This is a genomic window from Alsobacter sp. KACC 23698, from assembly GCF_045348435.1.
Taxonomy (GTDB): domain Bacteria; phylum Pseudomonadota; class Alphaproteobacteria; order Rhizobiales; family Beijerinckiaceae; genus Alsobacter.
The window spans coordinates 1,583,735-1,606,821 of sequence record NZ_CP157484.1 but is presented as its reverse complement, the minus strand read 5'-3'; the positions used below and the strand labels follow the sequence as shown (position 1 = coordinate 1,606,821).

General features: G+C 70.9%; 19 protein-coding genes. 7 read left to right on the top strand and 12 right to left on the bottom strand.

The annotated features are described in order from the left end of the window. Positions 1–18: 18 nt before the first annotated feature. Both ABEG18_RS07420 and ABEG18_RS07415 read right to left on the bottom strand, forming a co-directional pair. Positions 19–882, bottom strand: a complete 864-nt coding sequence (locus tag ABEG18_RS07420) for an SDR family oxidoreductase (protein WP_406857439.1) — start codon at positions 880–882, stop codon at positions 19–21. After that, positions 879–2,648, bottom strand: a complete 1,770-nt coding sequence (locus ABEG18_RS07415; protein ID WP_406857438.1) for an acyl-CoA dehydrogenase — start codon at positions 2,646–2,648, stop codon at positions 879–881. Before ABEG18_RS07415 ends, ABEG18_RS07420 begins: the two co-directional genes overlap by 4 nt. 140 nt (positions 2,649–2,788) lie before the next feature. On the opposite strand from ABEG18_RS07415, the gene ABEG18_RS07410 reads away from it, so the two are divergent. Continuing rightward, positions 2,789–3,811, top strand: coding sequence for an L-threonylcarbamoyladenylate synthase (locus tag ABEG18_RS07410; RefSeq protein ID WP_406857437.1), 1,023 nt, complete (start codon positions 2,789–2,791; stop codon positions 3,809–3,811). A 1-nt stretch (position 3,812) separates the two neighbouring features. Here the strand turns inward: ABEG18_RS07410 and ABEG18_RS07405 are convergent, their stop codons facing one another. After that, positions 3,813–4,010 (bottom strand): hypothetical protein, encoded by a 198-nt coding sequence (locus ABEG18_RS07405; protein ID WP_406857436.1) that lies wholly within the window; start codon positions 4,008–4,010, stop codon positions 3,813–3,815. Positions 4,011–4,082: 72 nt separating this feature from the next. Continuing rightward, positions 4,083–4,514, bottom strand: coding sequence for a DoxX family protein (locus tag ABEG18_RS07400; protein WP_406857435.1), 432 nt, complete (start codon positions 4,512–4,514; stop codon positions 4,083–4,085). Between the two features lie 125 nt (positions 4,515–4,639). On the opposite strand from ABEG18_RS07400, the gene ABEG18_RS07395 reads away from it, so the two are divergent. Beyond that, complete coding sequence (locus ABEG18_RS07395) at positions 4,640–5,560, top strand: LysR family transcriptional regulator (protein ID WP_406857434.1); 921 nt, start codon at positions 4,640–4,642, stop codon at positions 5,558–5,560. Positions 5,561–5,564: 4 nt separating this feature from the next. Here ABEG18_RS07395 and ribB read toward each other — a convergent pair whose 3' ends face one another. The 5 genes from ribB to fabI form a co-directional block, all read right to left on the bottom strand. Continuing rightward, positions 5,565–6,872 carry a 3,4-dihydroxy-2-butanone-4-phosphate synthase gene (gene ribB / locus ABEG18_RS07390; RefSeq protein ID WP_406857433.1) on the bottom strand — a complete coding sequence of 436 codons (1,308 nt, stop codon included), beginning with the start codon at positions 6,870–6,872 and terminating at the stop codon, positions 5,565–5,567. A 67-nt stretch (positions 6,873–6,939) separates the two neighbouring features. Further along, entirely contained in the window at positions 6,940–8,052 is a 1,113-nt protein-coding gene (gene aroC / locus ABEG18_RS07385; protein ID WP_406857432.1) for a chorismate synthase, read from the bottom strand. A gap of 118 nt (positions 8,053–8,170) precedes the next feature. Beyond that, positions 8,171–12,271, bottom strand: coding sequence for a Pls/PosA family non-ribosomal peptide synthetase (locus ABEG18_RS07380; RefSeq protein ID WP_406857431.1), 4,101 nt, complete (start codon positions 12,269–12,271; stop codon positions 8,171–8,173). Positions 12,272–12,571: 300 nt separating this feature from the next. Next, complete coding sequence (locus ABEG18_RS07375) at positions 12,572–13,159, bottom strand: histidine phosphatase family protein (protein ID WP_406857430.1); 588 nt, start codon at positions 13,157–13,159, stop codon at positions 12,572–12,574. 6 nt (positions 13,160–13,165) lie between these two features. After that, the gene (fabI, locus tag ABEG18_RS07370; RefSeq protein ID WP_406857429.1) at positions 13,166–13,996 is read right to left on the bottom strand and encodes an enoyl-ACP reductase FabI; all 831 of its coding nucleotides are present in this window, start codon (positions 13,994–13,996) and stop codon (positions 13,166–13,168) included. Positions 13,997–14,365: 369 nt separating this feature from the next. On the opposite strand from fabI, the gene ABEG18_RS07365 reads away from it, so the two are divergent. Further along, positions 14,366–16,228, top strand: a complete 1,863-nt coding sequence (locus ABEG18_RS07365) for a potassium transporter Kup (RefSeq protein ID WP_406858555.1) — start codon at positions 14,366–14,368, stop codon at positions 16,226–16,228. Between the two features lie 40 nt (positions 16,229–16,268). On the opposite strand, the gene ABEG18_RS07360 is transcribed toward ABEG18_RS07365, so the two are convergent. Both ABEG18_RS07360 and ABEG18_RS07355 read right to left on the bottom strand, forming a co-directional pair. Next, positions 16,269–17,249: a DnaJ C-terminal domain-containing protein gene (locus ABEG18_RS07360; RefSeq protein ID WP_406857428.1), complete on the bottom strand. Its 981-nt coding sequence runs from the start codon at positions 17,247–17,249 to the stop codon at positions 16,269–16,271. 185 nt (positions 17,250–17,434) lie between these two features. Further along, the gene (locus ABEG18_RS07355) at positions 17,435–17,794 is read right to left on the bottom strand and encodes an RT0821/Lpp0805 family surface protein (RefSeq protein ID WP_406857427.1); all 360 of its coding nucleotides are present in this window, start codon (positions 17,792–17,794) and stop codon (positions 17,435–17,437) included. 185 nt (positions 17,795–17,979) lie between these two features. On the opposite strand from ABEG18_RS07355, the gene pdxH reads away from it, so the two are divergent. From pdxH to ABEG18_RS07335, 4 genes are all read left to right on the top strand, one after another. Further along, positions 17,980–18,582: a pyridoxamine 5'-phosphate oxidase gene (pdxH, locus tag ABEG18_RS07350; protein WP_406857426.1), complete on the top strand. Its 603-nt coding sequence runs from the start codon at positions 17,980–17,982 to the stop codon at positions 18,580–18,582. A 112-nt stretch (positions 18,583–18,694) separates the two neighbouring features. Beyond that, complete coding sequence (locus ABEG18_RS07345; RefSeq protein ID WP_406858554.1) at positions 18,695–19,411, top strand: SDR family NAD(P)-dependent oxidoreductase; 717 nt, start codon at positions 18,695–18,697, stop codon at positions 19,409–19,411. After that, a complete protein-coding gene (locus ABEG18_RS07340) occupies positions 19,392–19,877 on the top strand; it encodes an NUDIX hydrolase (RefSeq protein ID WP_406857425.1) in 486 nt (161 codons plus the stop codon). Before ABEG18_RS07345 ends, ABEG18_RS07340 begins: the two co-directional genes overlap by 20 nt. Then, the gene (locus ABEG18_RS07335; protein WP_406857424.1) at positions 19,874–20,521 is read left to right on the top strand and encodes a TIGR02301 family protein; all 648 of its coding nucleotides are present in this window, start codon (positions 19,874–19,876) and stop codon (positions 20,519–20,521) included. Before ABEG18_RS07340 ends, ABEG18_RS07335 begins: the two co-directional genes overlap by 4 nt. 866 nt (positions 20,522–21,387) lie before the next feature. Here the strand turns inward: ABEG18_RS07335 and ABEG18_RS07330 are convergent. Then, the gene (locus tag ABEG18_RS07330) at positions 21,388–22,875 is read right to left on the bottom strand and encodes an NAD(P)H-hydrate dehydratase (RefSeq protein ID WP_406857423.1); all 1,488 of its coding nucleotides are present in this window, start codon (positions 22,873–22,875) and stop codon (positions 21,388–21,390) included. Positions 22,876–23,087: the final 212 nt, after the last annotated feature.

Sequence of the window (23,087 nt, the reverse complement as noted above, 5' to 3'; positions counted from 1 at the left end):
CGCTCCTCAGCGTGATCTTCAGGGCGCGGTCGCGCCGGGCGGGGCGTAGCGGGGCGGCTGGGAGCCGTCCGCGTCGGTGAAACCATGAGAGCGGGCGAGGTCCGCGACGAACAGCGACCGCCCATTGTGGCGGGCGACGTCCGGATCCGCGGCCAGCGCCGCGACGGCGCGGCCGGCGTAGAGCGGCGTCTCGGTCGCCTGGGCGGCGAGCCCGGCCGAGAAGGTGCGCTCGGTGCGCACATAGCCGGGCGACAGGTGCAGGCACGCCAGCCCGTGGGGAGCGAGTTCGGCCGCCATGGCGGCGCTGGCCCTCAGCGTCGCGGCCTTGCCGAGGTCGTAATAGACGTCCCCGGCCGACCCCTCGCCGGCGTCGAAGCCGAGCGCGACGATGAGGCCGCGCCGGGCCGGGATCATCACCGGCGCGAAGGCGCGGGCCGTCGCCAGCAGCGCATAGGCGCCCGTCTGGATCGCGACCTCGTAGCCCCGCAGCGACCTCTCGAAGAACGGCGTCCCGAAGGACGCGCCATCGGCGTAGCGGGCGCCGTCGAACCCTTCCGCGCCGCCCCAGACGGAGCACGCGACCAAGGCCGGCGGGCCGAACCGGCGCGTCACATAGGCGGCGAACTCGTACAGGGCGCGCGGATCGGTATGGTCGCAGACATAGGGGTAGCCGCGGCCGCCGGCCTCCTGCGCCGCCTCGGCCGCATCCTCCACGGTCTCGCGGCGCCCCTCGGTGCGGCCGCCGAAGCGCGTCGAGCGGGCGCTGCAGACCACGGTGGCGCCCGCCTCCCCCAGCGCGATCGCGACGCCGCGGCCGACGCCCCGCGAGGCGCCCGCCACGATGCAGACCTTGCCGGAGAGCGGCCGGGCGTCCGTGGTCACGCGGCGAAGACCAGGGCGCCGTCCGCGACCGCGCCCGCGCCGTCGACCACCGCGCGCTCCAGGGCGGGCGCCTCGGTGGCGACCTGCTCGGCGAAGAAGCGCGCCGTGGCCACGCGCGCGGCGCGGCCATGCTCGTCGGGAACCAGGGCCTGGGCGGCCAGCGACGTTCCGCCCTGGGCCAGGGCGAACAGCTTCAGATAGTCGGTCGCGCCCGCCAGGGCCTCGTCGGGCCGCGTCCCCAGCACGCCGAGCATGTGCGCGGTGGCGCGATCGAGGCTGTCGACGGCGTCGCGTAGCCGCTCGCCCATGCGGCCGAAGCCCGGATCGTTGGCCTTCGCCACCTCGGCCACGGCGTCGCGCATGCCGGCGATCAACGTCCGCACGGCGTCGCCGCCGGAGAGCGGCAGCTTGCGGGTGACGAGGTCGATGGCCTGGATGCCGTTGGTGCCTTCGTAGATGGTGGCGATGCGGGCGTCGCGCAGGTGCTGCGCCGCGCCGGTCTCCTCCACGAAGCCCATGCCGCCATGGACCTGCACGCCCATCGACGCGACCTCGACGCCGATGTCGGTGGAATAGGCCTTGGCCACCGGCGTCAGCAGCGCGGCGCGCTCGGAGGCGGCCTTGCGGGCCGTCTCGTCGGTCTCGCGGTGGGAGCGGTCCAGCGCCTCGGCGACGAGGTAGCAGAGCGACCGGGCCGCGCCGGTCTGCGAGCGCATGCGCAGCAGCATGCGCCGCACGTCGGGATGTTCGATGATCGGGCTCATGCCCTCGCCCTTGTGGCCGGGCGCGCAGCCCTGGCGGCGATCCTGGGCGTAGCGCAGGGCCTGCTGGGTGGCGCGCTCGGCGATGGCGACGCCCTGCAGGCCGACATTCAGGCGGGCGTTGTTCATCATCGTGAACATGCAGGCGAGGCCGCGATTCTCCTCGCCGATGAGCCAGCCCACCGCGCCGCCCTGGTCGCCATACACCATGGTGCAGGTCGGCGAGGCGTGGATGCCGAGCTTGTGCTCGATGGAGTGGCAGCGCACGTCGTTGGCCGCGCCCGGCGTCCCGTCCGGGTTCACCAGATATTTGGGCACCAGGAACAGCGAGATGCCGCGCGTGCCGGCCGGCGCGTCGGGCAGCCGGGCCAGCACCAGGTGGACGATGTTGTCGGTGAGGTCGTGGTCGCCATAGGTGATGTAGATCTTCTGCCCGAAGATCCGGTACGTGCCGTCTCCGGCCCGCTCGGCCTTGGCGCGCAGGGCGTTGAGGTCCGAGCCGGCCTGGGGCTCGGTGAGGTTCATGGTGCCCATCCACTCGCCTGAGACGAGCTTGGCGAGGTAGGTCCGCTTCAGCTCCTCCGAGCCGTGAGCGTGCACGGCCTCGATGGCCCCAGCCGTCAGCAGCGGCCCGAGCGCGAAGGCGAAGGAGGCCGAGTTCCACATCTCGACGCAGGCGGCCTGGACCAGCTGCGGAAGCCCCTGCCCGCCGAAATCCGGGTCGGCGGTGAGGCCGTTCCAGCCCGCCTCCGCCCAGGTCCGGTAGGCCTCCCGCCAGCCCGGAGGCGTGACCACCTTGCCGTCCACGATCCGCGAGCCGATCTTGTCGCCCACCGCGTTCAGCGGCGCGATCACGTCGCCGGCGAACTTGCCCGCCTCCTCCAGGATGGCGGCCGCCATGCCCCCGTCGAGCTCCGGGGCGAGGCCGTCTTCGGACAGCCGGTCGAGCCCCGCCGTATGGCGCAGCGTGAACAGCATGTCCTCGACAGGAGGGCGGTAGCTCATCGGTCGTCTCTCCCCATCTTCGGCCCTTCGCCCAGGGCCGCATCGCCCTGTCGGCGCGGTCGGCGCCATTGGCGCGCATCATAGTCCGCGTGCTAAGCGAAGCCGACAGAGAAATCCCGCAGACCGAAGGTAGTTTAGACGTGAACGATACGTCGTCAACTCGCGAGACCCTGAGGCTGGAGGCCGACGCCGAGGGGGTGGCCCGGGCGGCCGGGATCCTGCGCGCCGGCGGCCTCGTCGCGTTTCCGACCGAGACCGTCTACGGGCTGGGCGCCGACGCCACGGACGGCAAGGCGGTGGCGGGCATCTACGCGGCCAAGGGCCGGCCGACCTTCAACCCGTTGATCGCCCATGTCCCGACGCTCGACGTCGCCTTGGCGCAGGGCCGGTTCGACGCCGCCGCGCTGGCGCTGGCGCGCGCTTTCTGGCCTGGGCCGCTGACGCTGGTCGTCCCCAAGGCGCCGTGCTGCACGGTGTCGGACCTGGCCACGGCCGGGCTGGACAGCGTCGCCCTGCGGTCGCCGGCCCACGCCGTCGCGCGGGCCCTGCTGGACGCCGTGGGGCGGCCCGTTGCGGCGCCCTCCGCCAATCGGTCGGGACGCGTCAGCCCGACGACGCCGGCCCATGTGCTGGGCGACCTCGACGGCAGGATCGACGCCGTGCTGATGGGCGGCTCGACGGCAGTGGGACTGGAATCGACCATCGTGGCGTGCCTGGGCGACGGCCCCGTCCTGCTGCGCCCGGGCGGCGTTCCCAGGGCCGCGCTGGAGCAGGCGCTCGGGCGTCGCCTGGCGACGGCGACGGCCGCGGACCACGGGTCAGCCGACGGCGAGGCCCCGGTCGCGCCCGGGATGCTGGCCTCCCACTACGCGCCCAAGGCCGGCGTGAGGCTGCAGGCGACGCGCATCCGGCCGGGCGAGGCGGCGCTGCTGTTCGGCCCCGCCGGGGTCGAAGGGATCGGCGACGCCCGCGCCGCGCTCAATCTCAGCCCGACCGGCGACCTCGCCGAGGCGGCCGCCCAGCTCTTCGCCATGCTGCGGGATCTCGACAAAACGGGCGCCACGACGATCGCCGTGACGCCCGTTCCGGATGATGGTCTGGGCGAGGCGATCAATGATCGCCTGCGCCGCGCCGCGGCCCCTCGGCCGGGGCCGGGCGATTGAGCTACAGGCCCGCCTCGGAGATCAGCTTGCCGGTCTTCGAGCAGCGGCCGGTCACCAGGGCGACGATCCGCTCGCCGAGGCTGTGGTCCGCGCAGGCGTCCTGCGACGCAGTCGTCTCAAAGGCGTCCCGTTCGGAAAAGGCGTGGGTGGACGCGTCGAGGTCGGCGCCGTCCAGATCGGAATAGGGGATGTCAGTCATAAGGCGAAATCCAAAAGCGTGAGCCGCCTCGCTTCGCAGCGGGGCGGCCCTGGGGGAAGAACGGGAAATAGGTCAGGCGGTCTGCGCGGCAAGGCGCGGCGCGAAAGAAGTCGGGGTCGGGCGGAGCGCGAAGGCACCGTCGCCGCCGAGGATCAGCGTCACGGTCGCCAGGACCAGGAAGGCCGGGTACTCCCAGCCGCCATTCGCGGCCGTGAAGAGCCAGCCATTGCCGGAATGCACCATGAGGGCCCCCAGCAGCACCGGCAGGAGCAGCACGCCGACGAGACGGCTGTAGACGCCCAGCACGAGCGCGAGCCCGCCGACGATTTCAGCCGCGATGACCGGCAGGGCCATGAAGGACGGCAGCCCGACCTGGGCCAGGAAGCCGGCGAAGCCCGGCACGGTGAAGACGAACACCTTCAGGGCCGCGTGGGCGATGAACATGACGCCGAGCGAAACGCGCAGGAGAAAGAGGCCATAGGGAGCGGTGCGGGGGTCGATCATGATGGTGGTCCCTCAAGGGCGGCCCCGAAAACCCAGGGCGGCTGCATTTGGTGAAGGCACAATGCGCTTCTCCTTTTCGCAATTCCATGGCACAAGACGAAAGAATTACCTTGCAGGAGCGCAAGTTGAATCCGATCCCCTGGGACGATTTCCGCCTCGTGAAGGCGATCGCGGACACCCGGTCGCTGACCGGCGCGGCCGATACGCTGGGCGTCAATCACTCCACCGTCTTCCGCAGGCTCGCCGAGATCGAGAAGCGCGTCGGGCTCTCGTTGTTCGAGCGGCACCGCACCGGCTATGGGCTGACGCCGGCCGGCGAGGAGATGGCCGCCCTCGCCGAGCGGATGGACCGCGACGTCGTCGCTTTCTCGCGCAAGCTCGCCGGGCAGGCGCTGACCCCCTCGGGCGAGGTGCGGGTCACCACCAACGACACCCTGCTGGTGCATCTGCTGATGCCGGTCCTGGCGCAGTTCCGGCAGCTCTATCCCGACATCCGGGTCGACATGGTGCTGTCCAACCAGGCGCTGAACCTGTCCAAGCGCGACGCCGACATCGCCGTGCGGGCCACCGACAACCCTCCGGAGACCTTGGTCGGCCGGCGCGTGTCGAGCATCGTCTGGGCGGTCTATGGGCGGCGCAGCGAGTTCCCGGACTCCAGTCCCGGCGCGCCGGTGGAGGAGCGCGAGCTCTATGACCGGCCCTGGGTGTCGCTGGGCGACCAGTTCGGCCACCTCAAGGCGGCCCGCTATGTCCGCGAGCACGTGCCGGCGGAGCGCGTGGCCATCAAGATCAACACGGTGCTGGGCCTGACCGAAGCCGTCGCCGAGGGAATCGGGGTCGGCCCCCTGCCCTGCTTCATCGCCGACCGGCGGCCGGACCTCGTGCGGCTCACCGCCCTCAACCCGGACTTCTCGGCCGGGCTGTGGCTGCTGACCCATCCGGACCTGCGCGCCTCGCCGCGCATCCGGGCGTTCCTGGACTGCGCCGCGGGCGAGATCGTCAAGATGCGGCCGCTGCTGGAGGGCGACCGCCCCTGGGCGGGGTGACCCCTCACGCGTCCAGCGGCTCGGTCCCGACCAGTTCGATGCCGAAGCCGGCGAGGCCGACATAGGAGCGCGGCGTCGAGGAGAGGTTCACGATCGAACTGACGTCGAGGTCCCGCAGGATCTGGGCGCCGAGGCCGATCTCGCGCCACTGGCGCTGGCGCGCCGCCTCGGTCGGCGACAATCCCGTTTCCAATTCCTGCACCGGCACTCCGGCGGTGCCGTCGCGCAGATAGACCAGCACGCCCCGGCCGGCGGTCTTGAACCGCTGCAGGGCGGCCTGGATCGCCTTGCCGCCGCCGAAGGTGTCGGCGATGACGTTGGCGCGGTGAAGCCTGGTCACCATGGCGCGGCCGTCGCCGATGGAGCCGTACACGAAGGCGAAGTGGTGCACCGGATCGTAGGGCGTCACATAGGCGAAGCCGGTGAGTTCGCCGATCTCGGTCTTCACCGGGAAGGTGGCGACCCGCTCGACGAGCTTCTCGCGGGCCTGCCGATAGGCGATGAGGTCGGCCACCGAGATCCGGCGCAGATTGTGCCTGGCGCCGAACTCCTCGATCTGGGCGCCGCGCATCACCGTGCCGTCGTCATTGGCGAGCTCGCAGATGACGCCGACCGGCGGCAGGCCGGCCAGCTTGCACAGGTCCACCGCCGCCTCGGTATGGCCCGAGCGCATCAGCACGCCGCCGTCCTTGGCGACGAGCGGGAAGACGTGGCCGGGGCGCACGAAGTCGCTCGCGCCCATATTGCCGTTGGCCAAGGCCCGCACGGTGTTGGCGCGCTGCTCGGCCGAGATGCCGGTCGTCAGCCCGTGACGGACATCGACCGTGATGGTGAAGGCGGTGCCGAGCGGCGCGTCGTTGCTGGCCACCATGGGGGTGAGGTGCAGCCGGCGCGCCTCGCCGCTGGTGAGCGGCGCGCAGACGATCCCGCAGGTGTTGCGGATGATGAAGGCCATCTTCTCCGGCGTGCACAGAGACGCCGCGCAGACGAGGTCGCCCTCGTTCTCGCGGTCGTCGTCGTCCGTGACGATGACGATCTCGCCGCGCGCAAGCGCCTCGATGGCTTCGGTGACCGAGTGGGACATGGCGCGCTCCTCGAGCGAGGGGGTCGGCAGGACCGTGGGAAGGTTGATGAAGTCGTTCGGGGTCACGGCGCCTCCGGTGGCCTTGGAGATCAGCTCGGCCGTCTCCCGTGACATCCAGACGGTGTCGTTGTTGCACAGCTGGGTGACGGCGGCCGGCGACACGCCGATGCGCTGCGCGAACACGTTGCGCGCCATGCCTTTCGTCCGCAGCCACTCGCCAAGCTTCATGCCTGACCGTATCGCGGCCCAAATTTCAGCGCTACTGAATTTTTCAGGAATGAAGCGATGCTGAACTTCAGCGCGCCACGGGCCAGGCGCTCGTCTCTCCCACCTGTCCGCGGTGGCGCAGGAACTGGTCCGCGATGACGCAGGCCAACATGGCTTCGCCCACTGGCACCGCCCGGATCCCCACGCAGGGATCGTGGCGGCCCTTGGTGAAGATGTCCGTCTCGCCGCCCTTGCGGTCGACGGTGAGCCTCGGGTTCAGGATGGAGGACGTCGGCTTGACGGCGAAGCGCGCCACGACGGCCTGGCCGGTCGACACGCCGCCGAGCACGCCGCCCGCGTGGTTGGACAGGAACAGCGGCTTGCCGTCATTGCCGTAGCGCATCTCGTCGGCGTTCTCCTCGCCGGTGAGTTCGGCCGCGCCGAAACCGGCTCCGATCTCGACGCCCTTCACGGCGTTGATGCTCATGAGCGCGCCGGCGATCTCGCTGTCCAGCTTGCCGTAGATCGGCGCGCCGAGGCCGGGGGGCACGTTCTCCGCCACGATCTCGATGACGGCTCCGATGGACGATCCGGCCTTGCGGATGCCGTCCAGGTACTCCGCGAACAACGCCGCCGCCGTTGCATCCGGGCAGAAGAACGGGTTGCGGGAGACCTCGTCCCAGTCCCACCGGCTCCTGTCGATCCGGTGCGGCCCGATCTGGACGAGGGCGCCGCGCACGACGAGCCCCGGCACGACCTTGCGGGCCACCGCGCCGGCGGCGACCCGGGCCGCCGTCTCGCGGGCCGAGGAGCGCCCGCCGCCGCGATAGTCGCGGATCCCGTATTTCACGTCATAGGTGAAGTCGGCGTGGCCGGGGCGGTACTTGTCCTTGATCTCCCCGTAGTCCTTGGAGCGCTGGTCGACGTTCTCGATCATCAGCGCGATCGGGGTTCCGGTCGTCACCTGCACGCCGGATTCGTCGGGGAACACTCCGGAGAGGATCTTGACCCTGTCCGGCTCCTGGCGCTGCGTGGTGAAGCGCGACTGGCCCGGACGGCGCTTGTCGAGATCGGCCTGGATGTCCTCGGCCGTCAGCGGGATCCGCGGCGGGCACCCGTCGACGACGCAGCCCAGCGCCGGCCCATGGCTCTCGCCGAAGGTCGTGACGCGGAAGAGATGGCCGAAGGTGTTGTGCGACATGGCGGCGGACCCGGAGAATGGCTCCGCGTCTTAGAGCATTTTAGGGGATGGGGGAACGGCGGCTCTCAAAGCAAACGGCCCGCCGAAGCGGGCCGTCATCGCAGGATCGCCTCGCCCCTCAGGCCGCAACCTTCACGGGCTCGGCCACGGTCGCGGCCTCGACGACCGCCACCGGCATGGCGGGCGCGCCGGCCCAGCTGGTGTGGGCCGGAATGTTCTCGCCCTTCATCACGATGGTCAGCTGGCCGAGGCGGGCATACTCGCCCACGGTGCTGTCGTAGAGCACCGTGGCGCCCCAGCCGACATGGACGCCGCGCTTCACCTCGATGCGGCCGACCTTCATGATGCGGTCCTCATAGAGGTGCGTCTGCAGGCAGGAGCCCATGTTGAGCGTGGCGAAGTCGCCGATCTTCACGCAGTCGAACTCGGTGATGTCGGTGAGGTCCATCCAGACGCCCTTGCCGATCTTGGTGCCATAGAGGCGCAGCACCATGGGGAGGAACGGCGTGCCGCGCAGAAACTCGACCGAGGCCTTGCCGACGAGACCGCCATAGAGCACGGCGACAGCCTCGGTCCGCATGGCCCAGAAAGACCACATCGGCTTCATGGTGGGCTTGTAGACGCCCATCAGCAGCCACTTGGCCACCACCGACACGGCGATCAGCGCGAGCGCGATGACGATGCCGGCGGCGAGGAAGATGGCGGTCGCCTTGCCCCACTCGTTGTTGGTGATCGGGCTCTCCATCAGGTCGGCCGTGATGTAGCCGCAGGTGATGAAGGTTGCGGTCGGCAGCGAGGTGTGCAGGGTCTCGAAGATGGTGCGGCCGAACACCCACCATTTCGACGGCCGATAGGTCGACTGCGCGTCGGCGTTCACCTTCTGGCGAGCCGGGATCAGCATGGCGGGGCTGCCGAACGAGATCTCGCCGCTCTTGACGTGGAGGCTCGCCGGGATGGTCGACTTCACGCCGATCAGGCAGTCATTCTCCAGCACGGAGCCGGGCGGGATCACCGAATCATTGCCCATGAAGACGCGGTCGCCGGTTTTCACGGGCTCCAGGATCATCCAGCCGTTGCGGATCTCCTCGTCGCCCAGCACGGCCTCGTCGCCGACGAAGTTGTCTTCGCCCAGCTCCACGAGGTCGTAGCGGCCGGCGAGGTTGGTGGAGACTTCGGTGCCGCGGCCGATCTTCGCGCCGAGCATCCGGTACCAGTGGCGCATGAACACGGTGGCGTAGAGCGACGACACGGTCTCCAGCGTCACCTCGGTGGCGAGGCCCACCATCCACTTGCGGACATAGAACCAGCTGTGGATCGAGTAGTGGCCCGACTTCACCCGAGTCGGCATGATCGTCCAGCGCAGCGCCACGATGATGGCGACCGCCACCACGATCAGCGCCATGGCGGTCGGCCAGGCGAGGAAGGGCAGCGTCGCCCAGCTGACGCTGTAGTCGATTTGGCCGTCGATCAGGCCATCAAGATTGTAGAGAATGTAGAAGGCCGGGAAGATCGGCACGAGGCCGAGCATCAGCATGACGATGTAGGAGCCCGCATAGGTGGCGTTCTGCAGCGCGCGGGTGACCGGCGTCACGGTCGGGAATTCTGGCATGGAGGCGCGGTCGACCTCGCCGGTCTTGCGGGCGGGCGAGCCGGTCCAGGTCTCCCAGGCCGGGATGGTCATGCCGGGCGCCACGGAGGTGAGGTCGCCGACCTGGGCGCCCTCCTCCACCACGCTGTCGGGGCCGAAGGAGCAGGACGATCCCGTATAGGCGTCGTCGCCGATGGTGATCGGGCCGATGACGAACTCGTTGCCGATCGCGACCGCGTTGGCGAACTTGGTCTTGATGCCGAGCGTGGCGCGGTCGCCGATGCTGATCAGGTCGATGACGCCGGCCTCGAAGTCCGAGATCATCGCGTCCTTGCCGACTTTCGCGCCCAGCAGGCGCAGATAGACGCGCATCAGGGGCGAGTTCTGCAGGAACTTCAGCGACGTCACCTGAATCATGCGCTGCACGAACCAGACGCGGAAGTAGTACACGCCCCAGAGCGGGTAGCGGCCCGGCTTGGTGCGGCCGAGCACGGCCCATTTCAGCGCCACGATCAGCGCCTTGGTGCCGAGGTTCAGCGCCACGTAGACGCCCAGCAGCACCGGCACTTCGGCCAGCAGGCTCGGGTCGTCCTGCAGCAGGAACACGGAGGCGAGGAAGAGGCCGAGCCACTGGATGGTGACGAGGCCGAGAATGAACGGCATCGCGACGCCCTGCGCCAACCCGCACAGGAAGCGGCGGCGGAAGGACGGCGGCTCGAAGGAGAGGTCGGAGTCCACCGAGACGGCGCGCGCGTCGATGGCGGCGCCGATGGCGCGCAGCGTGCGCTGGCCGTAGACGTCCTGCAGGGTGACGCTCTCCAGCCCGCGGTTCTGGCGCACGGCCGAGATGAAGCGCGCGGCGATCAGCGAATGGCCGCCGAGCTCGTTGAAAAAGTCGGCGTCGAAGGGCAGGCTCTGGCCGGGGAACACCGACTGGGCGGCTTCCAGCAGCTTGGCCTCGGTCGCGGTGCGGGCCGGCTCCTGCTCGTCGGCGGGGCCGGTCGCGCTGGCCAGCGGCATGGCGCGCAGGGTCTTGCGGTCGACCTTGCCGGAGATCAGGCGCGGCAGCGTGGCGGCGAGCTCGAAGCGCGACGGCACCATGTAGGACGGCAGCCGCTCGGCGAGCGCCATGCGGACCTGCATGCGGTCGAGCTTGCCCTCGCCTTCCGGCACGATGAAGGCGACCAGCCGGTCCAGTCCGTCGTCCTGGCGCAGCACGACGGCGCACTGGGCGACGCCCGGCAGCGCGTCGAGCTTCACCTCGATCTCGCCGAGCTCGACGCGGAAGCCGCGAATCTTGACCTGGTCGTCGATGCGGCCGTGGAACACGATGGCGCCGGCCGGATCGATGCTCACGGCGTCGCCGGAGCGGTAGAGGATGGGGTCGGAGCCGTCGGACGCGAAGGGGTTGGCGATGAACTTCTCGGCCGTCAGCTCGGGCCGTTTCAGGTAGCCCTGCGCCACGCCCGGACCGCCGATCAGCAGCTCGCCCTGCACGCCCGGAGGCAGCAAGGCGAGGTCCTCGGAGGCGACATAGCAGCTGTAGTTGGCGATCGGCCGGCCGATGGTGACCGCCTCGCCGGCGACCGCCTCCCAGGCGGTGGCGACCACGGTCGCCTCGGTGGGACCGTAGGTGTTGAAGACGCGGCGGCCGGGCTTGGCCCATTTCTGCACGATGGAGGCGGGCAGCGCCTCGCCGCCCAGGATGATGACGCGCAGGCTGGGGATGTCGCGCGCGAACAGGCCGAGCAGGGTCGGCACCGTGTCGATGGCGGTGACGCCGGCCTCGGCGATCACGTCGGCGAGCTTGTCGGTCTCGGCCATGACCTCGGGCGTCGCCACCCAGAGGGTCGCGCCGGCGAGGTAGGGAACCCAGATCTCCTCCATCGAGAGGTCGAACGCCACCGAGGCGCTCTGGAACATGACGTCCTCGGCGGTGAGGCCGAACAGGGCGTTCGCGGCGCGCAGGTAATGGGCGATGTTGCGATGGCTGACCACGATGCCCTTGGGCGCGCCGGTCGAGCCCGAGGTGTAGATCATGTAGGCGGGATGGTCCGGCGTCAGGCCGCGCTGGCGCGGATCGACGGCCTCGCCGGTCTGGCCGGCGGCCAGCGAGGCGGAGGTTTCGACGGGAACGCCGGCGCCGGCGGCCTGGGTGGCGAAGGCGTCGCAGGTGAGGATCAGCCTGGCGCCCGAATCGGACAGGCAGACCGCGATGCGGTCGATCGGAGCGTCGGCGTCGAAGGGCAGCCACGCGGCGCCGGACTTGGCGACGGCGATCTGGGCGACGAGCAGCTCGGATCCGCGCGGGGCCCACAGGCCGACCACGTCGCCGGGGCCGACGCCCCTGGCGGCGAGGCCGCGGGCGATGGCGTTGGCGCGGCTTTCGATCTGCGCATAGGTCAGGATCTCGCCGCGGCAGACCATGGCGGCCTTGTCCGGCGTGCGGGAGACGGTCGCCTCGAAGATCTCGGAGAGAACCTCGTCGCGCAGCAGGTCAGGCCTGGCCTCGCCGCGCAAGATGGCGGGCGATGCGGCCTGGCCCTGACGCAGGTCGGGACCATCAAGCGCGGGATGCCCGGCGCCGATGGCGCTGGCGATGGCTACGAGGTCGGTCGGCGCCCGGTTCATCTCTCGCTCTCCCGGCGCTCCGGTCGCCATCGGCCACGACTCGTCGTTCGGAGGTTTCTCCGTCGGACGACCCTGGTTCTCGATGGCGCCCCGCAACGCCCGCTTCCCCTGGTCCCGGTCGGCGCCCAAGTCGGGCGAGCCGGGGTCGCAACCCAGCACAAGCAGCCTGTCGCGACCCTGCCTTTATGCGACCGGACGGCTGAACCCACGATGAACGAAGCTGAACGGCGCCGTTCAGGAAGCGCGACCTCGCAAGGCAAGGAGAATCAGCCGTTTAGGACGCTCACCCGGAGGGTCCCGTCAGGTCCAGGCGAAGCGGCCGTTCTCGAACAGCAGCACCCGCCCCTGCCAGATCTCGACGCTGGGCGCCACCAGGTCGGACACGCCGGATAGCAGGTACAACAGCGCCCGGGCGACGCCGCCATGGGCCACCACGACCTGCTCGCCCGCCAGCTCCTCGGCGAAAGGCCGGATGCGCTCGGCCAGCATGGCGTAGCTCTCGCCCCCCGGAGGCACGAAGCGCCACTTGTCGGCCTTGCGCTCCTCGGCGGCGTGGGGCGCCACCTTGCGCAGGTCTCGCCAAGTATGGCCTTCCCAGTCGCCGAAGGAGATCTCCTTGAGGCGCGGGTCCAGCGCGTAGTCCATGGGATCGAGCCCGATGGCGCGGCGCGCCCGCTCGGCCGTGTCCCGCGTCCGCCACAGCGGGCTCACGACCCAGGGCAGCGTCCCGGCCTGGGGAGCCAGCCGCAGGAGCCGCTTGCCCGCCTCGCCCGCCTGGTGGCGGCCGCGTTCGTTGATCGGGATGTCCTGCTGTCCCTGGAGGCGGCCCTCCGCGTTCCAGTCGGTCTCGCCGTGGCGGATGAAGAACAGCCGATACGGCGAGGCCATGCGGGCTCAGGCCTTGTCGAGCGTAATGTCCGGCGCGTCCGGGTTCTTCATGCCGACGACGTGGTAGCCGGCGTCCACATGCAGGATTTCGCCCGTCATGCCGCGCGCCATGTCGGACACCAGATAGGCGGCCGTGTCGCCGACCTCCTCGGTCGTGACCGTGCGGCGCAGCGGGGCGTTGTACTCGTTCCAGCGCAGGATGTAGCGGAAGTCGCCGATGCCGGAGGCGGCCAGCGTCTTGATCGGTCCCGCCGAGATGGCGTTGACGCGGATGTTCTTGGGGCCGAGATCCGCCGCGAGGTAGCGCACCGACGCCTCGAGGGCGGCCTTGGCGACGCCCATGACGTTGTAGTGCGGCATCCACTTCTCGGCGCCGTAATAAGTGAGGGTCAGCATCGAGCCGCCCGACGTCATCAGCTTTTCGGCGCGCTGGGCGACGGCGGTGAAGGAGTAGCAGGAGATCAGCAGCGACTTGGTGAAGTTCGCCTCGCTGGTGTCGACATAGCGGCCGGTCAGCTCGTCCTTGTCGGAGAACGCGATGCAGTGGACGACGAAGTCGAGCCCGCCCCACAACTTCTCCACCTCGGCGAAGACGGCGTCGACGCTGGCCGCGTCGGTGACGTCGCAATGACCGACGACCGCGGCGCCGAGCTCGGCGGCCAGCGGCCTCACGCGTTTCTCCAGCGCGTCGCCCTGATAGGTGAAGGCCAGCTGAGCGCCGTGCTGATGCGCCGCGCGGGCGATGCCCCAGGCGATCGAGCGGTTGTTGGCCACGCCCATCACGAGTCCCCGCTTGCCCGCGAGGAGGTTCGAAGCCCGGGAGTTTGGATCAGTCATGTCAACCGTTCGTCGTGTCGGGTGGGCCGCTGCGGCGTCGGCATCAATAGCGGAAGCCCCGCTCAAGCGAAAGCGCCCCCGCGTTCGTCGCTGTGGGCGACGCAAAGAGCGCCGCCGCCATGCGGAATCGCAGATGGCGCTTGCCAGCCTGACCGGAACCATTTTGTGTGGACCGGGATGGGGTGGATGGAAACCTGATCCGGTGGTGCTATAAGCGCCGCCGCCCGGTTGGAACCGGGTTGGTCATGCAGCATTCTCCCCAAGCTCCTTCAGGGCGGTGCGCAAGAGGCGAGGTCATCCGTGAACGAGAGCGCGGCGGCGCAAGGAGCGGGGCACGGGACGAGTCACGGCCACGGTAAGCAGAATCTCATCGGCCTGACGGTCGGCAGCATCGGCGTGGTGTATGGGGACATCGGGACGAGTCCCCTCTACGCCTTCCGCGAGGCGCTGCTGGCGGCGGCCGGCGCCCACAACCAGCCCGGCGCCCATCCCGAGGTGCCGCGCGAGACGGTGCTGGGCGTCCTGTCGCTCATCGTCTGGGCGTTGCTGCTGGTCGTCACCGCGAAATACGTCCTGATCCTGCTGCGCGCCGACAACAATGGCGAGGGCGGGACTCTCTCGCTCATGGCGCTGGCGCAGCGCACCCTGACCAAGGGGCGCTCCTTCGTGCTCGGCCTCGGCGTCATCGGCGCGTCGATGTTCTACGGCGACTCGGTGATCACCCCGGCCATCTCGGTGCTGTCGGCCGTGGAGGGCATGAAGCTGATCACCCCGGCGCTGGAGCACTACGTGGTCCCGATCACGGTCGGCATCCTGGTGCTGCTCTTCGCCGTCCAGAGCCGCGGCACCGCCAAGGTGGCGGCCGCCTTCGGGCCGATCATGATCGCCTGGTTCGCGGTCCTGGCGGCCGGCGGGATCAGCCATATCAGCGACGACCCGGGCGTCGTGCTGGCGCTGAACCCGAGCCACGGCTTCCTGTTCGTGCTGAAGCACAAGGTCATCGGCCTGGTGACGCTCGGGGCGGTGTTCCTGGCCGTCACCGGCGGCGAGGCGCTCTACGCCGATCTCGGCCATTTCGGCCGGCGCCCCATCCAGATCGCCTGGCTCGGGCTCGTGCTGCCCTCGCTGGTGATCAATTATTTCGGCCAGGGCGCGCTGGTGCTGTCGCACCCGGAGGCGATCGAGAACCCGCTGTTCAAGCTCTATCCGGACTGGGCCATCATCCCGGTCGTCGGGCTGGCCACCGCCGCGACCGTCATCGCCAGCCAGGCGGTGATCACGGGCGCGTTCTCGCTGACCCGCCAGGCGGTGCAGCTCGGCCTGCTGCCGCGCATCGACATCCGCTTCACGTCCGAGACCCATTCCGGGCAGATCTACATCCCGCGGATCAACACGCTGCTGCTGATGGGCGTGCTGATCCTGGTGCTGCTGTTCCGGTCGTCGAGCTCGCTGGCCTCGGCCTACGGCATCGCGGTGACGACCACGATGGTGGTGGACGCCACCCTTGCCTTCATCGTGATCTGGCGGCTCTGGTCGTGGAAGCCCTGGGCCGCCGCCCTGCTGGTCGCGCCCTTCCTGCTGATCGATTCGACCTTCCTGGCCGCCAACCTGCTGAAGCTGTTCGACGGGGCCTGGGCGCCGCTGGTCTTCGCCTCCTGCCTGATCCTGCTGATGGCGACGTGGCGCAAGGGCACGCGCATCCTCGCCGACAAGACGCGCCGCTCGGAGGTGCCGCTCGAAATGCTGGTGCGCAACCTGGAGAAGAAGCCGCCGCACCGGGTGCAGGGCACGGCCGTGTTCCTCACCAGCGACCCCGACTACGCGCCCACCGCCCTGCTGCACAACCTGAAGCACAACAAGATCCTGCACGAGAAGAACGTGATCCTGACGGTCTCGACCGCCGACACGCCCCGCGTGAGGGAGGACGAGCGCATCGCGATCTCGCCGGTGAGCGACCACTTCTCGCGGGTCAAGATGACGTTCGGCTACATGGAGAGCCCCAACGTGCCGCGGGGCCTCGCCATCGCGCGCAAGCTCGGCTGGACCTTCGACATCATGTCGACGTCGTTCTTCGTGTCGCGGCGCTCGATCAAGCCGGCGGCGCAGTCGGGCATGCCCCTGTGGCAGGACAAGCTGTTCATCGCGCTGGCCCGCAACGCCAGCGACGCCACGGACTTCTTCCAGATCCCGACCGGCCGCGTCGTGGAGGTCGGGACGCAGGTGACCGTTTGAGCCTGCTCCCTTGTCGGGGAGGCAGGCTCGCCGCGAGGGCCTAGAAGTCCTTGCGGGGGTCGAAGGTCTGCTCCTCGGCCCAGCGGCGCATCAGTTCCTCGAGCGCGGCGTCCTTTTCGGGCGGCAGCACGATCTCGACGGTGACCAGGAGATCTCCGGCGCCGTCCGGCGCGGGCAGGCCCTTGCCGCGCAGACGCAGCGTGCGGCCGCTGGACGACTGGGCCGGGATCGAGAGTTCGACCGCGCCGTCGAGCGTCGGCACGCGCACCTTGGCCCCCAGCACGGCCTCGTCGAGCCGCAGCGGCAGGCGGATGCGCAGGTCCTTGCCCTCGACCGCGAAGCGCCGGTCCGGCCTGACCTTGATGGTGACCAGGACGTCGCCGGCGGCTCCGCCCCAGGCGCTGGGATGCCCCTGCCCTTTCAGGCGGATGACCTTGCCGTCCGTGACGCCGGCCGGGACCGAGACCTCCACCTCCTTGCCGGAGGGCAGCTTGACGCGCGCCTTGGCGCCCTTGACGGCCTCGGCCAGGGAGAGCGTCGCCTCCGTGTGGGCGTCCTCGCCGGCCGGGCGCTTGGCGCCCTGGCGGCCGCCGCCGCGCTGGCCGGCGCCGGCGAACAGGTCGGCGAACATGTCGGACGGGTCGAACCCGCCCGGCCCGCCGCGCGAGCGAAAGCCCCCGGCCCCGGGCTCGAAGCCGAAATTGAACCCCTCGAATCCGGCCCCCCGGCCCGCGCCGAACCCGGCCCCCGCGCCGGCGCCGCCGCCATGGGCGAAGCCTTCGAAGCCGGCGTAGCGGGGCTTGCCCTCCGCGTCGATCTCGCCGCGGTCGAACTGCTTGCGCTTGGCGTCGTCGCCCAGGATCTCATAGGCGGTGGTCAGCTCGGTGAACTTCTCGCGCGCCTTGGGGTCATTCGGATTGCGGTCCGGATGCCAGGTCTTGGCGAGCTTGCGGTAGGCCTTCTTGATGTCGGCTTCCGCGGCGGAGCGCGGCACGCCGAGAACATCATAGGGATCGCGCATCGTCTTCATTCTCCTCACGCGGACGGAGCGGTCGCGCTCCGGTCCCGCCGGACAGGGCGGCCTGCCGGACGTCATGAAACTCCAGGCGGCATGTGGGGTGAGTGTTGCCGATTCGCAACGCCTGCGCCGCTGCTGGCCCAACTATAGCGTCGATCGGGCCGGGATGGGGGAGAAAGGGCGGCCGCTCAGCCGGGCGGCGGCGCCGACTTGGCCTTCTGGACGGTCCACTCGCCCGCCCCGAGCCGACAGGCGGCCCCGACCAGCTTCTCCTCCCGGCCCTGCACCCGGACGCTGGCCTTGAACGCGCGGCAGACCTCGTCGTTGCGCACATAGGCGGCGCCGACGGCCTCGAACGCCCCCGAGCCGCCCGTCTCGGAGTTCGTCCACGCCGCCACGGGCGACTTGCGCAGCGGATCGAGCGCCTGCCCCAGAGCGGGCGCGGCCAGCCTCCAGTCGACCTCGTCGATGACGGGGCTCAGCGGCGAGGCCTTGCGCTCCACCGAACTGGTGATCTCGGGATCGAAGCCCAGGCCCGGCAGGGTCATGGAGCATCCGGACGCCGTCAACGCAGCCGCAAGGGCTGCGCCGCAGGCGGCGAGGCGGGTGAGAAGGCGGTTATCGCCGCTTTCTTCGCGGCGTCGCTGTCCCATATAAGTCGAAGCGTCGGCTCGGCGGGACACTCGCATCCTCGTCAACTCGGCATGGCGGCATTAGATCGGCGGAACCGTTAATGGCAGGTGACTTCACGGGCGCGGACGACCCCTTCGTCCTCTTTGCGGAGTGGTTCGCGCAGGCCGGCCAGTCGGAGCCCAACGACCCCAACGCAATGGCGCTGGCGACCGTCGACGAGAGCGGCCTGCCGGACGTGCGCATGGTGCTGCTGAAGGGCTACGACCAGGACGGGTTCGTGTTCTACACCAACACCGAATCGGCCAAGGGCCGGGAGCTCGCCGGCGAACCCAAGGCCGCCGTCGTGTTCCACTGGAAGAGCCTGCGCCGCCAGGTGCGGGTCCGCGGCCCGGTGGAGCGCGTGACCGACGAGGAGGCCGACGCCTATTTCCAGAGCCGGCCGCGCGACAGCCGCATCGGCGCCTGGGCCAGCCGGCAATCGCGCCTCCTGGAGTCGCGATTCGCGCTGGAGAAGGCGGTGGCGACCTATGCGGCGAAGTTCGCCGTCGGCGAGGTGCCGCGCCCGCCGCACTGGACGGGATTCCGCATCCGGCCCGTGCAGATGGAGTTCTGGCAGGACCGTCCCTTCCGGCTGCACGACCGGCTGACCTTCCGCCGGCCCGAACCGGCAGGCGACTGGAGCCGTGAACGTCTATATCCTTGAACCCACGCGGACGGTCCGCCGCGGCGCCCGACTGGGGCGCCGGGCCGAACGCCCCACAGGACGCCCCATGCCCAACTCCGCCAAGGACACCTCCAACGGCCCTCGCCGCGCCATGCTGCTCACCGGAGCGAGCCGCGGGATCGGCCACGCCACCGTGAAGCGATTCTCCGCCGCCGGATGGCGCGTGATCACCTGCTCGCGGCATCCCTTTCCCGAGAACTGCCCCTGGGAGATGGGCCCCGAGGACCACATCCAGGTCGACCTCGCCGATCCCGCCAACACCGAGGCGGCGATCGCAGAGGTGAAGAGCCGCCTGGAGGGCGGGCGCCTCGACGCGCTCGTCAACAACGCCGGCATCTCGCCCAAGGGCCGCGACGGCGCCCGTCTCGGCACGATCGAGACCGCCATCGGCGACTGGCAGCGCGTGTTCCAGGTGAACTTCTTCGCCCCGGTGATGCTGGCGCGCGGCCTGATGGACGAGCTGAAGCGCGCCAAGGGATCGGTCGTCAACGTCACCTCGATCGCGGGGTCCCGGGTGCACCCCTTCGCCGGGGCCGCCTACGCCACCTCCAAGGCGGCGCTGGCCGCCTTGACGCGCGAGATGGCGGCCGATTTCGGCCCGCACGAGATCCGGGTGAACGCGATTTCGCCCGGCGAGATCGACACCGCCATCCTGTCGCCCGGAACGGACAAGATCGTCGCCCAGATCCCGATGCGCCGCCTCGGCACGCCCGAGGAGGTCGCCAAGGCGATCTATTTCCTGTGCACGGAACAGTCGAGCTATGTCCACGGCGCCGAGATCCACATCAATGGCGGCCAGCACGTCTGAGCCGGCCGAGGCGGAGAGCCGCCTCTATCCGTCGCGCCCGTTCCTGGCCGCGAGCGTCGCGGTGTTCCGGGACGGCAAGGTGCTGCTGGCGACGCGCACGAAGCCGCCTTCGGCGGCGCTGTTCTCGCTGCCCGGCGGCTTGGTCGAACCCGGCGAGACGCTCGAGGAGGCCGCCCTGCGCGAGCTCTCCGAGGAGGTGGGCTGCGTGGCGGAGATCGCCGGCTTCGTGCGCCATTCCGAGGTGATCGAGCGCGACGGCGCCGGCCGGGTGCTGCGGCATTTCGTCATCGCCACCTTCGCGGCCCGCTGGGTCTCGGGCGAACCCGCGCCGGGTCCGGAGGCCGGGGCCGTGCTGTTCGCCGACCCCGCCGACATCGGCGCCCTGCCGACCACGCGCGGCCTGGGCGACGTCGTGGACCTCGCCCGGCGCGCGCTCGGCGGGGCGGACGCGGGAGCCTCGCCATGACGGCCCGCCTCCTGTCGCGGCTTGGCCCCTCGGCCGGCCTGGCGCTGGCGCTCTGGGCGGCGACGCCGGAGGGCGCCGCGGCGCAATTCTACTGGCCGTGGGAGACGCCGCCGCGCCCCGCGCCGCAGATCATCATCCAGCGGCCGCCGCCGCGGCAGTCCTATGGGGGCGTGCCCTATGGCGCCGCCCCGGCCGCGCCGTCCGCCCCCCGGCACGGCGTGATCCGCCACGGCGGCGCGCCGAAGCGGGGCGAAGCGCGCGCGGCGCCCAGGCCCAGCGAGGCCAAGCCGCCGCCGCCCAAGCCTCAGGAAGAGGCGGCCCAGCCCGCGCCGGAGGCCCCGCCCCCGCCCTATGAGCCGCAGATGCTGCGCCTGTCGGAGCTGATGGGCGCCCTCGCCTTCCTGCATCCGCTGTGCGGCGGCGAGACGGAGACCGAGTGGCGCAGCCGCATGACGGCCCTGATCGACGCCGAGGCGCCCGCCCCCCAGCGCCGCGAACGCCTGGCGGGAGCGTATAACCGCGGCTTCCGCGAGTACTCCGTCACCTATCGCCGCTGCACGCCGGCGGCGGAGACGATCATCAGCCGCTACCTCACCGAGGGCGGCCGCCTCACCCGCGAACTCTCCAGCCGCTTCGGCGGCTGACCCCACCGCGCCGCGGCAGGCGGCCGGACCGCCGCAGCGCGCCCCCTCGCGCCGGAACGGGAGGTGGCGCCACAGCCAGCCTCCGTCATCCCCGGCGGCGCGCAGCGCCGGGAAGGGGATCCAGAGAGGTTTGGCGAGGGGCGCCCTTCGCCCGGCTTTTCGGGATCCCCTTCCCGCGCCTTCGGCGCGCCGGGGATGACGGGGGATGGTGGGGAAGCGCCGCAACGGGCCCCCTCGCCCCGGAACGGGGAGAGGGCTGGGGTGAGAGGTGGCGGGGCTCGGCTGCATGTCCCCTCATCCGGCGCTACGCGCTGCGTTCTCCCCGTGCCGGGGAGAAGGAAAACACCGATAGCTCCGCGGCCTTTCGGCCCGGAGGTGGAGGGCGGCGCGGAGCGGCGTCGCTGGGGACCCCACGGCGAGTGGGGTGGGTAGAGTGGAAGCCGGGAGCCCGCCAGGCCCCGCCGCTCCGCGCGCAGCGTTGGAGGATGAAAGGAAGATCCCGGGGCGCTTTCAGCCCCTTCGCGTTGTCGCTAGTCGGACCTTGTCTTTCGTCCGCCGCCTCGACCGGGTCGTGAGCCCGGCTTCGACGGCCGCCGCCCCCGATCCACATCCGTCACGCTGCAGACGCCCCTCCGTGGACCGGAGCATGGACAGGGTTATAGGAATATTATCCGTTTGTCAAGTGACGCGGCGCGCCCTGGCCCCGTCCGGCCCCTCATCCGGCCCTTCGGGCCACCTTCTCCCCGTGCCGGGGAGAAGGGCGTCATCCCCGGCGGCGGGTGTGGGGGAAGGGCCGCAGCCGGCCCCCTCGCCCCGGAACGGGGAGAGGGCTGGGGTGAGGGTCGGCTGGACGCACGAAGGAGGCGCTAGCGGAAATAGGCGGCGAGGATGCGCGGCAGCGCTTCGGGGAGGTCCTCGGCGATAAGGCCGGGGCCGATGGAGGCGCCGGCTTCGGCATGGAGCCAGACGGCCGCGCAGGCGGCCTCGAAGGCCGCGACGGACTGGGCCAGGAGCCCGGCTGTCATCCCGGCCAGGACGTCGCCCGAGCCGGCCGTGGCCAGCCAGGGCGAGCCGTTGGCGTTAATGGCGGCGCGGCCGTCGGGCGCGGCGATGACGGTGTCGGGACCTTTCAGGATCACGACCGCGCCCAGCAGCTCGGCCGCCGCGACGGCGGCGGCGAGCTTGGACGGCGATTCAAGGACGCTCCCCACTCCCTTGAACAGCCTCGCGAACTCCCCCGCATGGGGCGTGACGACGACGTCCCGGCCAGGGCTCGCGGCGATCAGCGACGCGAGGGCGCCGGCGTCGCCCGCGAAGCTCGTGAGCGCGTCGGCGTCGAGGACTGCGCGGCAGCCCGCCGCCAGGCCGGCGCGCACCGCCAGGCGGGTCGCGTCGCCCACGCCGAGCGCGGGGCCCAGCACGAGCGCGTTGCGCCGCCGGTCGGTCAGCAGCGCGGCGAGACCCTCCGCCCCGTCGGCTTGGCGCAGCATCACGGCGTCGAGCGCCGGCGCGTGCGCGGCCATGGCCTCGCCTGGAGACGCCACCGTGACCAGGCCGGCGCCGACCCGCAGCGCCGCGCGCGCGGCGAGGCGCGCCGCCCCCGTCGACTCCAGGCCGCCCGACGCCACGACCGCATGGCCGCGGCCATATTTGTGCCCTTCCTCGTCGGGGCCCACGAAGGCGGCCCGGAACAGGTCGGGGCCGTTGCGCCGCACCCTGGGCCGGATCGCGTCGAGGACGCCGGCCGGAACGCCGATGTCGGCCAGTCGGACCGGGCCGCACAGCCGCCGTCCCGGATAGAGCAGATGCCCGGGCTTGAGCCGGAAGAAGGTCACGGTCTCGGAGGCCCGCACCGCTGCGCCGCGCGGGCGGCCGGAGTCGCCGTCGAGGCCCGACGGCACGTCGACCGCCACCACCGGCCGGCCCGAGGCGTTGACCCGCTCCACGGCCGCAAGGGCGTCGCCGTCGAGGTCGCGGGACAGGCCCGCGCCGAACATCGCGTCGACCACGACGTCCGCGGCGGAAGGATCCGCCGACGACAGCGGCGCGGCCGGACCCGTCCAGCGGTTGGCCGCGCCGGCGGCGTCGCCCCGCAGCGCGCCCCTGTCGCCCAGCAGCGCGACCTCCACCCGGAATCCCCTGGCGGCGAGGATGCGCGCGGCCACGAAGCCGTCGCCGCCATTGTTTCCCGGTCCGCAGAGGACGAGCGCCCTCGCCCCGGCGCCGAAGCGGCGGCAGACCGCGTCGGCCACGGCCGCCCCGGCCTTGTCCATCAGGGCCGATCCCGGGACGCCCGCGGCGATGGCCAGCCTGTCGGCCTCGTGCATCTGCGCGGTGGTCAAGACCTCGTCCATCGCCTAGTCTCCCTGATCAGCATCGTCCCGCGACGATGTTGCCTGTTTTAGAGGCATTATGCCTCGATCGAAGGCAGCACCTGCGGACATCGCGCCAGACCTGATCGCCTTCCGCACAGCCGGGCCCGGCGCGGCGTTCCGCCAAGTTGAAGGTGGCGCACGAGGCACGGTTTCTGCTAAGAGCCGGGTCGTGCTTCCCGAAGGGCCGTCGA

Bases quoted from the DNA above. Each gene is read 5' to 3' on its own strand.
- ABEG18_RS07415 (WP_406857438.1), bottom strand. From the start codon at position 2,648: ATGAGCTACCGCCCTCCTGTCGAGGACATGCTGTTCACGCTGCGCCAT.
- ABEG18_RS07405 (WP_406857436.1), bottom strand. From the start codon at position 4,010: ATGACTGACATCCCCTATTCCGATCTGGACGGCGCCGACCTCGACGCG.
- ABEG18_RS07400 (WP_406857435.1), bottom strand. From the start codon at position 4,514: ATGATCGACCCCCGCACCGCTCCCTATGGCCTCTTTCTCCTGCGCGTT.
- ribB (WP_406857433.1), bottom strand. From the start codon at position 6,872: ATGAAGCTTGGCGAGTGGCTGCGGACGAAAGGCATGGCGCGCAACGTG.
- aroC (WP_406857432.1), bottom strand. From the start codon at position 8,052: ATGTCGCACAACACCTTCGGCCATCTCTTCCGCGTCACGACCTTCGGC.
- ABEG18_RS07380 (WP_406857431.1), bottom strand. From the start codon at position 12,271: ATGAACCGGGCGCCGACCGACCTCGTAGCCATCGCCAGCGCCATCGGC.
- ABEG18_RS07375 (WP_406857430.1), bottom strand. From the start codon at position 13,159: ATGGCCTCGCCGTATCGGCTGTTCTTCATCCGCCACGGCGAGACCGAC.
- fabI (WP_406857429.1), bottom strand. From the start codon at position 13,996: ATGACTGATCCAAACTCCCGGGCTTCGAACCTCCTCGCGGGCAAGCGG.
- ABEG18_RS07360 (WP_406857428.1), bottom strand. From the start codon at position 17,249: ATGCGCGATCCCTATGATGTTCTCGGCGTGCCGCGCTCCGCCGCGGAA.
- ABEG18_RS07355 (WP_406857427.1), bottom strand. From the start codon at position 17,794: ATGACCCTGCCGGGCCTGGGCTTCGATCCCGAGATCACCAGTTCGGTG.
- pdxH (WP_406857426.1), top strand. From the start codon at position 17,980: ATGGCAGGTGACTTCACGGGCGCGGACGACCCCTTCGTCCTCTTTGCG.
- ABEG18_RS07345 (WP_406858554.1), top strand. From the start codon at position 18,695: ATGCTGCTCACCGGAGCGAGCCGCGGGATCGGCCACGCCACCGTGAAG.
- ABEG18_RS07340 (WP_406857425.1), top strand. From the start codon at position 19,392: ATGGCGGCCAGCACGTCTGAGCCGGCCGAGGCGGAGAGCCGCCTCTAT.
- ABEG18_RS07335 (WP_406857424.1), top strand. From the start codon at position 19,874: ATGACGGCCCGCCTCCTGTCGCGGCTTGGCCCCTCGGCCGGCCTGGCG.
- ABEG18_RS07330 (WP_406857423.1), bottom strand. From the start codon at position 22,875: ATGGACGAGGTCTTGACCACCGCGCAGATGCACGAGGCCGACAGGCTG.